Here is a 12,359-nt window from a genome sequence, read left to right on the forward strand (position 1 = left end):
AAAAAACATTTCGTAAATGAGAACTGTGTCAATGAATCAATCGCAACAATCCCGCCAAACTGTTTTAAATCAAATAGAACACGCCTGTCAGCAAGTTCAGCGAGATCCTGCGACTGTGCAATTGTTAGCCGTTTCAAAGACTCATCCTGCTTCAAGCTTACGAGACATGTACGCAGTGGGGCAGCGTTGTTTTGGTGAAAACTATCTACAGGAAGCCTTGGAAAAAATTGAGGAATTACAGGACTTAGAAATTGAATGGCATTTTATTGGGCATGTACAGCGTAATAAAACCAAGCATCTGGCTGAGAAATTTGATTGGGTGCATGGGGTTGACCGTTTGATTATTGCCGAGCGTTTATCTGGCCAGCGTCTGGAATCGCAAGCGCCGTTAAATATTTGTCTACAAGTGAATATTGATGGACAAGATTCAAAAGATGGTTGTCAGCCAGAAGAAGTGGCTGAACTAGTTCAGCACATCAGCCAGCTTCCTAATATTCGTTTACGTGGTTTGATGGTCATTCCAGCGCCTGAAAATCATGCTGCATTTGCAGATGCCAAAACACTATTTGATCAGATGAAATCCCAGCATGCACAACCTCAAGATTGGGATACCTTGAGTATGGGGATGTCGGCTGATCTAGAAGCTGCGATTGCGGCGGGTTCTACGATGGTTAGAGTGGGGACCGCATTGTTTGGTGCAAGGGATTATTCAGCAAAGTCTTAATAATTATTTAATTCAACAAGATGACTCCAGAATTGAATCGGTTTTGGAGTGGCTTGCGGTTGATCAAACAGTGTTTTATTTAGTTTGAATTCATTACAAAAGTAATTGATCAGGTCTGTTCCATAATAAATAATATCGGTTTGCATGATTGAAAATATGGGATTTCCCTTTTCAAGGGGGGTACTCGGAATATAACGATGAGAGTAAACAGGGATCATTTTCGGATAAGCTTTAAACTGCTCCTCAAATATTACCAGACGGTCTGAGATTTCCTCTGGTGCGGCACCCCATTGATCTAACCAAAAGCCATTTTTAATATCAAAGAGAATGCCTTCATGAGGCCCGTTGAGCTGCGCTATCAACATATTTTTCGCTTTATCGCTATGAAGTGCTTCTCTCCAGCGAGGAAATTTCCATTCATTTTCTGAAACAGGAAGTCCGTACTTTAAAAATAGCTTCAAATCAGAAGGAAAGTGAAATCTAAAAAGCTGCTCTATTGCTTCTATTTCAGTTTCTGTTAAGCCAGTGTCAAACTGGATACCGTGCTTTAATAGTTCTGTATGAAGCAATTGAATGTTCATTAGCCCACTACTTCAATCCGACTCGAACCTGATCCAACAGGTTGTACCTGAATCTGCACGGGAATCCGTTCATGCATTTCCTGAATATGCGAAATTAAGATTACTTTACGACCTTGGCTTTGCAGCTGATCCAGCGCATTCATCACCATGTGCAAGGATGAGGCATCCAGCGTCCCAAAACCTTCATCAATGAACAGGGATTCGATTTTCATAGAGCCAGAGGCCATATTGGCAATCGCCAGTGAAATCGCAAGGGCCGTGAGGAAGGATTCTCCACCAGAGAGTGAGGCAACCGAACGGGTTTCACCATCCATATCATGGTCGATAATTGCCAGACTGAGTGAGTTTTCCAAGCGCTTTAATGTATAACGTTGCGATAGCATCGCCAATTGCTGATTGGCATATTCCAGCAAAATATCCAGATTATATTGTTGTGCCAAATCTCGGAAATCTTTGCCTTTAGAATCGCCAATCAAGCTCGAAATTTTATTCCAGCGATGTTCCTGTTGCTGAATTTGCTGGATCTGATCGGCAAACTGTTTTTGCTTGGCAAGGTTTTGCTGATGTAATTCGAGTTGAACTTTATATTGATCGCGTTGTTCAAGTTGCTGTTGTAGTTTTTCCTGATTTAGCTGAATCAATTCGATCAATTGTTCATGTTGAATCTCAGGCTGTTGCTGCTGATGCTCATTGAATAGCTGTTGTGCAGTTTTAAGCGCATAGGCTGCTTCACTCAAGACACGATCTGCATTTTGTAACGTTAAGCGAATCTGCTGTTCCTGCGTTGAAGAAATGGCTAGCAACTGACTGAGTTGCTGTTCTTCAAAATGCACATGCTGCTTCAACCATGCACCGATTTCTGTTGTGCATTGTGTGAATGATTGTTGGTTATGCTGATGCTGTGCTTTGAGCTGCTCTAGTTCATTCTTGTGTTGCTCAAAGTTTTGTCGTGCCTGTTCAAAATTCTGTTTCACCTGTTGGTATTGATGCTGCACTTGCTGGCGTTGTTGATCATGTTGATGCAACCATTCATTGGCTTTCAATTCAGTTGAACCAGCCATTGCCAGAATGAGTTGATTGGCAGCCTCACTATTTTGTTGACCCTTTTTCGCAATTTCCTGCAATTGCTGATTTAGCTCAGTATGTTGCGTGCTTAAACTATTCAGATTTGATATTAATAAATTGAGTTGTTGTGTGCTGTGCTGTTGTTGTTTGCTGAGTCCATCGGCATGATCAAGCTGTTGCAGGCGTTGTTTTAAACGCTGCACAATCTGTTGTGACTGGCGAAGCGGTTGTTCCAGCCAAAGTGTTTTTTCATTGATTTCCAGACAATCCACAATATGCTGAATCTGTCGCTGTAACTGCTGTACAGTTTCCAGTTGGTAGGCAGTGTTCTGGATAGACTGATTTAAATTAAACTGCTGTTTACTGGCCTGATTGAGCTGTTGTAATTGCTGATCAATCTGTTGTTTCGTTTGTGTAGATTGAGCGCTTAAGTGCTTTAATGATGCCTCAAGCTCGTGTTGAGCTAAATTGAAATCGAGTTGAATATGACTGTGAGTCAAATATTGCTGTAACTCTCGCTGTTGAGCGTTTAATTTTTCCTGAGTTTGTTGCAAGACTGTTTGGCGCTGTTTTTGCTCAGATTGAAGTTGGGTAAATTGTTGCTGTGTATTCTGCCAAAGCTGGAAGCACTGTTGCTCTTGCTGTAGCGCCTGTTGTTCCTGCTGTTGCTGTAATGCATATAGGGCTTTTGAAACAGAACTTTCATCCTCGCGATAGGGGTGTTCAGTACTGCCACAGACCAGACAGGCTTCACCTTGTTTCAGTTCAGCACGTAAATGTTCAATATTCTCGGCATGGAGTAAGCGTTGCTGTTGCAGGATATGCTGTAATTTTTCCCGCTCGGTTTTTGCTGCCTGAAATTCATTTTCTGCTGTTTGAGTATTTTGCTCGAGCTGTTGATACTGAACTTGTATCGTATTTAGTGTGTGTTGCAGCTCTGACACTTCATTTTTTAATTGAAAATGATGCTGTAGTTTTTGTTGAATCACATCCATTTGATTCAGCTGAGTCAACACTTGCTCTTTCTGTGTCTGTTTCTGCTCAAGGGTGCGATCAATCTGCTGCGTTATACCAAACTGCGAGATTAATTGCTCAAGTAAGCTTTTATCTTGCTCAAGTTTGCTTTGAGCCTGTTGAATATTCCCCAGCGTATTTTCAACTTTTTGATAATGCAGAATAAACTGCTCTAATTGTTGTACATGAGCATGGAGGCCCTTATCCAAAACCGAGAAGTGGCCACTGTGCTGTAATTGCTCAAGACAGGTTGCCTGTTGTGTACTCAAATTTTGAATATTTTGCTCAAGCTGCTGCTGCTGTTGTTGTAGAGGTTGTTGCTGAGTTTCAACATGTGCCAGTCTGCTTTTGGTCTTTTTATAATCTTCTGCAATATAGTCACGTTCTTGCACATATTTACGGACCTGATTCAACTCATCTTGATGTTGCAACTCAAAATTCTGAAACTGTTGTAGCGCCGTTTCTGCTTGCGTATAGCGGACTTTTTCCTGCTCAAATTCTGTAGTTAAGCGACTAAAATCTTGCTGTTTCTGCTGCAGTTGTGGTTCAAGCTGCTGCAATACTTTTTGGATTTGCTGCTGTTGAAAAGCAACAGGGCGAATCTCGGAAAAGATATCCAGTTGTTCGAGCAGTTGGCGATCTGTTGCTAATCCAGCATGGGCATTGAGTTGCGTCTCGTGCTGCTGTTGTTTGAAGATAACTTCACTTTTAAGCTTTTGTTGCTGCTCAAACCACTGTTGTTGTTGTTTAAGCTGGTTTCGCTCGTTCTCAAGTTGCTGGACTTGTTGTTGGAGCTGTTGAAACTGAGCCTGTAATTCGACAACTTCCTCATCGGAACGAATTTCGATATGGCCTAAAACATTTTCCAGCTGTTTGCGCTGATTGGTGATTTCTCGGGTCTTTTCAAAAGCCAGTTGTCCAATTTTGGCAAAGATACTGGAATTGGTCAGATACTCCAGCAATTCGCCCCGTTCGGTATCACGGGCTTTTAAAAATGCCGTGACCTCAGACTGCGCCAGTAAAACGGCTCGGGTAAACTGTTCAAAACTGAGTTGGGTAATCTGCTGGATATGGCTTTCGACGGCTTTGGTTTTGTCTGCCACCACCACACCGTCGGTGAGACATTTAAGCGAGCGCTGCACACTTTGCAGTTTCCCACTGGCATTTTCACGGGCACGTTTAATTTCCCAACGCGCCTGATAATGTTTTTGGTCTTGTGCCACAAAACACAGTTCAGCAAAGCCGTGTCCTGTACCGCGACGTAAAACGGTCAGGGGAGAGTTGGTCAGTAGCTCCGAACCATCCACATCCAGAAGCTTGCCATCACTTTCTTTAAGCCGGGGGATTTTATTAAACAGGGCCAGACACATGGCATCTAAAATAGTAGATTTACCAGCCCCAGTTTTGCCGACAACGGCAATCAGTCCCGCATTGGCCAAAGGGTCGCATTCAAAATCAATAAAGTGTTCACCCGCAAGAGATGCCAGATTTTTTAGTCGAATCGATAAAATTTTCATGGCAAATCCTTAAGAACTTTGATCATGTTCAAGTTTTTTCTGTGCTTCATTCACCAGACTTAAGAAATCTTTGGTGACGTCATCATCGGCGTGATAGCCCTTTTTCTCCCAGATCTGCTGGAATAATTTTTCTGGTGTCGGTGGTTCCAGGCTAATGCTCTGCTTGGTTTCAGTATTATTTTCATTGGATAAATACTGTCTGGAAATACGCACCAGACGATAGCGATCCTTCGGCAAGGCATCTTCAAATTGTTGGCGTAAATTCGGCTGTGGGGGAATCGCGGTATGATATTCGATATCAACATATTCACGATGCTCGAGATTTTCGATGGGGCCACTCGGTAGGTTTTTAAGCTGCTGCATGACCGCTGTGAGTTCATCTTTAATTTTATGCAGTTGAATACTTCGCGGAATTGTCAATGCTTCAAAATTTAGCTTATTTACTGGTTGGGTCGAGTCAATGGTGACATCAAGCACTTGATGCTTATAATTAATTTCACTAAATGACAGTGGAATTGGAGAGCCGCTATAACGAATATGTGGATGTTGTACCTTTTGCGGTTTATGCAAATGACCCAGCGCCACATAATCAATGCTGTCATCGAACAGGCTGATCGAAAGTGCTTCTTCATTGCCAATGATAATTGGGCGTTCAGAATCAGAAGTTTCCCCGCCTTGCATATGTGCATGCGACATCAGAATCAGCGCTTGATCCTCGGTTTTACGACGTTTGGCTTCTTCGATTAATTGTTGGTGTAGATAAGCAATGGCATTCTGGCTATTGGTGGTATGTTCATTAAATCCCGTGATTTCGGCAGAACGCAAGAAGGGTAAGGCAATACACCACGCGACAATCTGTTTTTGCTCATCATAAATCGGCAGAATTAAACGTTCCAGATCCAGTGTTTTATCTTCCTTCCAGCGAATCACGCCAACCGTTTTGGCATTATATTTGTTCAATAAGGGCTCAACCTGTTCAATTCGGTAGCCTGAATCGTGATTGCCTGCGATCATGAGGGTTTGCATATGCGGTGCAAGTTCATGCGCATCGGCAAGGAATTGGTAGAGCTGTTTTTGTGCCTGAGAACTCGGATTGATGACATCAAAAATATCACCTGCAATCAGCAAGGCATGTGGCTGTTTCTGTTTGATTTGCTCAAGTAACCATGTCAGAAATTGTTCATGTTCATAATGGCGGGAATGATTATAAAAGAATTGCCCCAAATGCCAGTCAGAAGTATGAAAAAAACGCACAGTCATAAATGAATCTAAAAAAAGAATTGAACCAGAATAAGGTAGCACGTATTTAAGTGGAAAGGAGAATCTTGCTGAGCAGAAAAGTAGTACATGATCGCGCTTGATCATTTTTAAACGTTGCTCTAGTTTGAAGATAAAGTCATGCAATAAAAAATGAGGCATCGAGATGAGCTTAGGTAAAGTAAGCCGTAAAGTGACGGATCAGATTATGTTGATTGGGCTGGATCGTGTGGAAAAACGGAATGCTTTTGATAGTCATATGATTCAGGATTTGTCACTGGCGTTAACCGAATATGAGCATGATCCTGAACTTCGTTGTGCGGTAATTTTTGCACATGGCGACCATTTTACAGCGGGCCTGGATCTGGTTGAGTTACAACCGAAGATATCCGAAGGCATCTTTAATTTTGCTGAACAACAAATTAACCCGTGGGGAACAGCGGGCCGGCATCGCAGTAAACCCGTGGTGGTGGCAGTACAGGGAATTTGTTATACCGCAGGAGTTGAGTTGATGCTAAATGCCGATGTGGTCATTGCCAGCGAGAATACCGTCTTTGGTCAGCTTGAAGTGCTACGTGGCATCATGCCATTTGGAGGTGCAACGGTGCGCTTTGTGCAGGCTGCGGGATGGCAAAAAGCCATGCCCTATTTATTAACCGGCAAAACTTTTGATGCGAAAACGGCGGATCAACTCAATCTGATTTCTGAGATTGTGGAAAATGGTCAACAGTTGCAGCGAGCCATTGAAATTGCCAAAGAGATTTGCCTCTCCGCACCACTTGCGGTACAGGCTTTATTAGCTTCTGCAACCGATGCGCTAACTCAAGGGCAGACGGCGGCCTTTGAAAAGATGAACAGTTATCTGATGCCATTGTTTGAATCGCAGGATGCACAAGAGGGCGTCCATGCCATGTTAGAAAAACGTCCGCCGCAGTTTAAGGGAAAATAATCATTTTGACTTCACTTGAGCCTGATCAGTTATTGCGCATTTTCATCGATTTCACAAATACCAAAGGTATTGTGGTCAGGATCAAGAAAATAGCCCTGCCAGCAACGATTCGGGATTGCGAATTTATCCATTGCCACAATGCCGCCGAGGCTAAGAATTTTAGCTGCTGTTTCATCAAAGTTTTCGACTTCTATGGTGCAGGTAAAGGCATTGGTCCCGCATCCTGTGGATGGAATCGCCACTGGGCGTTGTAGTAAGCCGCCGTGAATTCCCTCTGTTTCAATGCGATAATATTCAATCGGCAGGCCTTCCACTTTTTCAAAATGCCAGTCAAATGCAGACTGGTAAAAATGGACGTCGCGTTGAGGATTGGATGACTGAATTTCAAAATAGGCAACAGTATTCATGATTCTATTCCTTGGTCTTTATTGTGCTTGATTCATTCTAGACAGAACTGGCATGAGCGTGCTAAAGCTTTATGTAAATGAGTAAACTTGTCCTTTCTGATTTGATTACTCAAATAAATTTTATGAGTTTAACTAAAATAGCGGAGATTGATTAAACCTTGATGAAGATAATGAAGTTAGCCGATCATCCTAAGCTTTTGGATCAGGCTGCCAATTGGTTTTCGCAGAAATGGGAGATTCCTGTTGAAGCATACCGTGACAGCATGCAGACCTCGATTGAACAGTCACAAGCCATTCCACAATGGTATGTGATTCTGGATGACAGGCGGCACATTATTGCGGGTGCAGGGGTGATTGATAATGACTTCCATGACCGCAAAGACCTGACACCAAATTTATGTGCCTTATTTGTTGAAGAGACTTATCGAAAGCAGAATATTGCCAGACAACTATTAGATTTTGCTCGGACAGAGATGAAAAACGCTGGATTTAAAAAGTTGTATCTAGTGACAGATTTAAATGATTTCTATGAAAAATGTGGCTGGACATTTTTAACGAAGGTCACCGAAGATGATGGTGAGTTGATCAATATGTATGTTGCCGATACCTGAACAAACTCAAATCGCAGGCAAATAAAAACCGACGATTCGAGTGATGATAAATCGTCGGTCAAAATCTTTTTCAATGGTTATGGCTGCTAACACAACCATTGTTAAAGATGGAGAGTCATAATGAAAGGTCACCGAAAACATTGCGGATGCCGTGCAATGTCCAATCGGTTGCTGCGACCTTGTACCCTATATAACGCTGCTGGTTAAGGATTGGTTGACATAAAAATGAAAAAAAAGTGAAAAAAATTTATAATTATTTCTTAAAGCCAGTCTAATTAGGTTTATCTTTATGATTTCATTGCGTTTGTATTATCTCTGGTTTTTTATTATTTGTTTGGCCTCGACGTTAATTGCCGGTGTGCTGGCCGCGATTCTACCGAATAGCTTAGGTGGGGTACTCACTGCAATTCCTTATCTGATCGCGATTATCTTTGTTTTGTTTAAATTTCTCAAGCAACAGCGCCGTGCACCCAATGCGCAAGAGAAAAAGCGCTTAAGCATTGGCTTTAGTCTGATCTTTTGGGGGTACAATGCATGTGGTCTGTTACTCGGGCTATATATTTTTGCGCGTAAAGATCCTGAAATTTGGCAGAACTTCCTGCTTTATTTAAAACAGCCACAATTTTTACTTGCTGTATTGGGTATGTGGTTGGTGATTGCCTTACCTTTATTTCTCATTACTTATTGGTTTTATGGACCGCAGGCACAGAGAATGGCCACAAAGATGTTTCACTAATTAAAGAAAGTTTACTTGTCATTCACTTTTATTCTGCTAAGACTTAGGCATTGATCTGATCAATATCATGCAGGATGAGGATGTAATGCAGAAACAGACAGTTTTAATTACAGGCGCTAGCGGTTTTATCGGTTCGTATTTGCTGCCTTTCTTGTTAGAGCGGAACTATCAGATCATTGCACTGACCCGCCAGCCCAATCGGGTATCGTCGCATTCAGCACTGCGTTGGGTAACTGATCTTGATCAAATTGAAACACAACACATTGATTATGTGATTAATCTGGCGGGCGAAAATATTGGTGCAAAACGCTGGACGGAACAACGTAAGCAGCAGTTGATACACAGCCGTGTGGCAATGACTGAGCAGCTGTATCAATGGCTGGAACAACGGCAAATTTTTCCGACATGCATTATTTCCGGTTCTGCGATTGGTTATTACGGGATTGATCCTCAACAGCAATGGAAGCTTGTTTGTGATGAAAATACGCCACCACAGACGATTTTTATGTCTGAGTTGTGCCAGAGATGGGAGCAAACGACTTTAAAATTTACCCAGCAAAAGACCAAGATTATTCGTTTAGGCGTGGTTTTCGGGCAGGGCGGAATTTTGCCGCAGATGCTGTTACCGATCCGGTTAAATGCTGTTGCCAAAATTGCTTCAGGACAGCAACCGGTGGTGTGGATTCATATTCAGGACGTACTGAATGCCATCCTTTTTCTGCTGCAATCGGATCATCGCCAAAAGGTGTATAACCTGGTTGCTCCTGATCAGGTCAATCAACAACAGTTTGCTCAAGTGGCTGCCCACATTTTAAAGCGCAAACCTTTTATGACCCTGCCCAAATGTGTGTTTACATTGCTATTGGGCGAGCAATCACAACTGATCCTCAATGGACAGTATGTGGTTCCCAAGGCTTTGCTGGAACAGGGCTTCCAGTTTCAATATCCTGATTTAAATACAGCCTTAACCGAAATTCTAACAAGACATTAAATTCTGTTGTTTTAAGCGCAAGGGTGAATAGGCTTGGGGATCAACAATTGTCTCTTGTCCCAACAGCAGTTGGCGTAACAGTCGTGCTGAGCCAGAACCCATGCATAAGCCGTTACGGAAATGTCCAAAATTAGCCCAAAGGTTTTCCAGTTCAGGCATGGCACCAATATAGGGAATCCCTTGTGGTGAGCTTGGACGCAATCCAGCCCAACGTTTTACGATGGGGAATTGCGCTAACTCAGGAACCATCTCTAAGCAGGCAGCAAGAATATCCTGCTGGGTCTGTTCATCTAGCGCAGTGCTAAAGCCTGTATCTGCCATGCTTGAACCGCACACAATGTGTCCATCCTGACGTGGAATCAGGTACATCACCCGATTCATGCACATGGTTGGTAACCAGTTTTCAGGAGTTTTAAATAACAGCATCTGTCCTTGTACCGGTTGCACAGGAATATGGCATTGCAGTTGTTCGGCCCATTGCTGACTCCATGCACCAGAACTGATGACCACATGATCTGCCATAAATTTTCGGCCATCGTCAGCTTGTAGACCATAAACTTTTTTATTTTGAATAATCAGTTTTTCAATCGGACAATGTTCAAAAAAACGCACCAGTGGATGTTGCTTTAAGTAGCAAATTAATGATTGTAATAAACGTGGATTGCGGACATTGGAGAGTTGCGGGAAGTAGATAGCTTGCTGGAATTGTTGGGAAATATGGGGGTTAATCTGTTCGAGTCTGGAGCGATTGAGCAACTCGCATTGCTGCATCGGTTCATGATGTCGAGTGGCATAATTCAAGCCAGTTTCGAAATCTTCCTGATCAAAGATCAGCATGCCGGTATCGTGGATTTGAAAATCAATGCCAGTGACGGGGAGTAACTTTTCGTTCCAGGTTTGGTACAGTGATTTTCCGTATTGCGCCAGTTGATTGACTTCAGGCGCATAACGCCACGGATACATCGGGGAGAGAATACCGCCCCCTGCCCATGAGGCAGCTTGACCTGCAAGTTGTTGGTCAAAAATATCGACAGAACAGCCTTGTTCAGCAAGTTCCAATGCTGACATTAAGCCACTAATACCCGCACCAATGATGGCAATATGCATAACTTTAATTTAAGTGGTTTCTAAGATAAAACGTATCTTGAAATTTGCTACACGGAAGACGTCATTCGCAACCTGCGTGATATACGCTAAGAGAAGCCCTGTTATACATCCTCAATATCAGAAAAATGTAAGAAGTGAACAGGTTTTGCGAATGACAATGGTTTTGCCTACTTTTCCCGAAAGAAAAGTAGGTCGAGCCGAAGGCTAATCCAGAAATAAGGATGAGAGCTCAACAAGACTCTGGAGTAGATACTATCATTTTCAGATAGATGAAATATAACTTCTATTACATCTCTTTTAATTTACGTGCTGCATCTTCAGCAAAATAGGTCCAGATCCCATCAGCACCGGCACGACGGCAGCACATTAAGGATTCCAGAATTACGCTGTCAGATAACCAGCCGTTCTGAATCGCACCCGCTAGCATGGCATATTCACCACTGACCTGATACAGGAAAGTTGGCACGCCAAAAGTATCTTTGACTTCACGCACCACATCCAGATAAGGCATGCCTGGTTTAACAATCACCATATCTGCACCTTCTTGCAGATCCAGTGCGATTTCATGTAAGGCTTCGGCACGGTTGCCAATATCCATTTGGTAATTGTATTTATTACCGCCTTTCAGGTTGCTGGCAGAACCCACTGCATCACGGAAAGGACCGTAGAAGCTGGATGCATATTTCGCTGAGTAGGCCATGATGTTGGTATAGATAAAATCGTTTTGCTCGAGTGCTTGGCGAATCGCACCGATACGGCCATCCATCATGTCACTTGGTGCAATCACATCAGCCCCAGCTGCAGCATGACTGAGTGCCTGTTTCACCAGACATTCAACCGTTTCATCATTTAACACATAGCCTGTGTCATCAATAATGCCGTCTTGACCGTGTGTGGTATAAGGGTCAAGCGCACCATCGGTAATCAGCACCATTTCTGGTAATTCTTTTTTGAGTAGACGACAGGTGGTTTGAACTAAACCATTTTCGTCCCAAGCGGCTTCCGCTGTTAAACTTTTGTCTTGTTGTGGCGTCACAGGGAATAAAGCAAGTTTCGAGACACCGAGTTCAAGCAGGGTTTCCGCTTTCTTTAGCAGTAAATCAGCCGATAGACGTTGCACATTCGGCATGCTTGGAATGTCTTGAGTTTGTTGTTGTCCCGGTAATACAAACACTGGATAAATCAAGTGATCTGCCGTTAAATGCGTTTCGCTGACCATGGCACGAAGTTGGTCATTTTTACGGATACGGCGCATGCGAGTCGCAGGAAAAGCTGGACGATTGAACGTATAAGTCATAACAATCTCGATGTTCAGTATTACACTAGGGGAATAATTGAGGGATTCAGCCACGCTTGAGGGAGAGTTCAGCGACATCGCTCAATTACGAACCCCGCTATTG

Annotated in this window: 11 protein-coding genes; 5 read left to right on the forward strand and 6 right to left on the reverse strand. The window is 43.0% G+C overall.

Annotated features, from left to right (window positions below):
- Positions 1–31 precede the first annotated feature (31 nt).
- Positions 32–724, forward strand: coding sequence for a YggS family pyridoxal phosphate-dependent enzyme (locus MSG93_RS00300; RefSeq protein ID WP_324618948.1), 693 nt, complete (start codon positions 32–34; stop codon positions 722–724).
- Here MSG93_RS00300 and MSG93_RS00305 read toward each other — a convergent pair.
- The 3 genes from MSG93_RS00305 to MSG93_RS00315 are packed head-to-tail and all read right to left on the reverse strand — an operon-like array spanning position 721 to position 6,161.
- Positions 721–1,305, reverse strand: coding sequence for a hypothetical protein (locus MSG93_RS00305; protein WP_005256407.1), 585 nt, complete (start codon positions 1,303–1,305; stop codon positions 721–723). The two genes, MSG93_RS00300 and MSG93_RS00305, sit on opposite strands and share 4 nt — an antisense overlap.
- Positions 1,305–4,901, reverse strand: a complete 3,597-nt coding sequence (locus MSG93_RS00310; protein WP_324618950.1) for an SbcC/MukB-like Walker B domain-containing protein — start codon at positions 4,899–4,901, stop codon at positions 1,305–1,307. The genes MSG93_RS00305 and MSG93_RS00310 overlap by 1 nt, the downstream gene beginning before the upstream one ends.
- Positions 4,902–4,910: 9 nt before the next feature.
- Complete coding sequence (locus MSG93_RS00315) at positions 4,911–6,161, reverse strand: exonuclease SbcCD subunit D (protein WP_324618952.1); 1,251 nt, start codon at positions 6,159–6,161, stop codon at positions 4,911–4,913.
- 163 nt (positions 6,162–6,324) lie between these two features.
- Here MSG93_RS00315 and MSG93_RS00320 point away from each other — a divergent pair, with 163 nt between their 5' ends.
- Positions 6,325–7,107 carry a crotonase/enoyl-CoA hydratase family protein gene (locus MSG93_RS00320; RefSeq protein WP_324618955.1) on the forward strand — a complete coding sequence of 261 codons (783 nt, stop codon included), beginning with the start codon at positions 6,325–6,327 and terminating at the stop codon, positions 7,105–7,107.
- Between the two features lie 29 nt (positions 7,108–7,136).
- Here the strand turns inward: MSG93_RS00320 and MSG93_RS00325 are convergent, their stop codons facing one another.
- The gene (locus MSG93_RS00325; protein WP_324618957.1) at positions 7,137–7,514 is read right to left on the reverse strand and encodes a VOC family protein; all 378 of its coding nucleotides are present in this window, start codon (positions 7,512–7,514) and stop codon (positions 7,137–7,139) included.
- Between the two features lie 161 nt (positions 7,515–7,675).
- Here MSG93_RS00325 and MSG93_RS00330 point away from each other — a divergent pair, with 161 nt between their 5' ends.
- The 3 genes from MSG93_RS00330 to MSG93_RS00340 all read left to right on the forward strand — a co-directional run bounded on the left by MSG93_RS00330 (position 7,676) and on the right by MSG93_RS00340 (position 9,852).
- The gene (locus tag MSG93_RS00330; RefSeq protein ID WP_005284031.1) at positions 7,676–8,125 is read left to right on the forward strand and encodes a GNAT family N-acetyltransferase; all 450 of its coding nucleotides are present in this window, start codon (positions 7,676–7,678) and stop codon (positions 8,123–8,125) included.
- A gap of 289 nt (positions 8,126–8,414) precedes the next feature.
- Positions 8,415–8,861, forward strand: coding sequence for an ABZJ_00895 family protein (locus MSG93_RS00335; protein WP_005284034.1), 447 nt, complete (start codon positions 8,415–8,417; stop codon positions 8,859–8,861).
- An 85-nt stretch (positions 8,862–8,946) separates the two neighbouring features.
- Positions 8,947–9,852 carry a TIGR01777 family oxidoreductase gene (locus MSG93_RS00340; protein WP_324618961.1) on the forward strand — a complete coding sequence of 302 codons (906 nt, stop codon included), beginning with the start codon at positions 8,947–8,949 and terminating at the stop codon, positions 9,850–9,852.
- On the opposite strand, the gene MSG93_RS00345 is transcribed toward MSG93_RS00340, so the two are convergent.
- Together MSG93_RS00345 and hemB are read right to left on the reverse strand one after the other, a co-directional pair.
- Complete coding sequence (locus MSG93_RS00345) at positions 9,838–10,959, reverse strand: NAD(P)/FAD-dependent oxidoreductase (RefSeq protein ID WP_324618963.1); 1,122 nt, start codon at positions 10,957–10,959, stop codon at positions 9,838–9,840. The genes MSG93_RS00340 and MSG93_RS00345 overlap by 15 nt on opposite strands.
- Before the next feature lie 286 nt (positions 10,960–11,245).
- Complete coding sequence (hemB, locus tag MSG93_RS00350; protein ID WP_324618965.1) at positions 11,246–12,256, reverse strand: porphobilinogen synthase; 1,011 nt, start codon at positions 12,254–12,256, stop codon at positions 11,246–11,248.
- Between the last annotated feature and the right edge of the window lie 103 nt (positions 12,257–12,359).

Origin of the sequence: Acinetobacter sp. IK40 (assembly GCF_035615075.1) — a bacterium.
GTDB lineage: Bacteria > Pseudomonadota > Gammaproteobacteria > Pseudomonadales > Moraxellaceae > Acinetobacter > Acinetobacter courvalinii.

Bases quoted from the DNA above. Each gene is read 5' to 3' on its own strand.
- MSG93_RS00340 (WP_324618961.1), top strand. From the start codon at position 8,947: ATGCAGAAACAGACAGTTTTAATTACAGGCGCTAGCGGTTTTATCGGT.
- MSG93_RS00315 (WP_324618952.1), bottom strand. From the start codon at position 6,161: ATGACTGTGCGTTTTTTTCATACTTCTGACTGGCATTTGGGGCAATTC.
- MSG93_RS00300 (WP_324618948.1), top strand. From the start codon at position 32: ATGAATCAATCGCAACAATCCCGCCAAACTGTTTTAAATCAAATAGAA.
- MSG93_RS00330 (WP_005284031.1), top strand. From the start codon at position 7,676: ATGAAGATAATGAAGTTAGCCGATCATCCTAAGCTTTTGGATCAGGCT.
- MSG93_RS00320 (WP_324618955.1), top strand. From the start codon at position 6,325: ATGAGCTTAGGTAAAGTAAGCCGTAAAGTGACGGATCAGATTATGTTG.
- hemB (WP_324618965.1), bottom strand. From the start codon at position 12,256: ATGACTTATACGTTCAATCGTCCAGCTTTTCCTGCGACTCGCATGCGC.
- MSG93_RS00325 (WP_324618957.1), bottom strand. From the start codon at position 7,514: ATGAATACTGTTGCCTATTTTGAAATTCAGTCATCCAATCCTCAACGC.
- MSG93_RS00335 (WP_005284034.1), top strand. From the start codon at position 8,415: ATGATTTCATTGCGTTTGTATTATCTCTGGTTTTTTATTATTTGTTTG.
- MSG93_RS00305 (WP_005256407.1), bottom strand. From the start codon at position 1,305: ATGAACATTCAATTGCTTCATACAGAACTATTAAAGCACGGTATCCAG.
- MSG93_RS00345 (WP_324618963.1), bottom strand. From the start codon at position 10,959: ATGCATATTGCCATCATTGGTGCGGGTATTAGTGGCTTAATGTCAGCA.
- MSG93_RS00310 (WP_324618950.1), bottom strand. From the start codon at position 4,901: ATGAAAATTTTATCGATTCGACTAAAAAATCTGGCATCTCTTGCGGGT.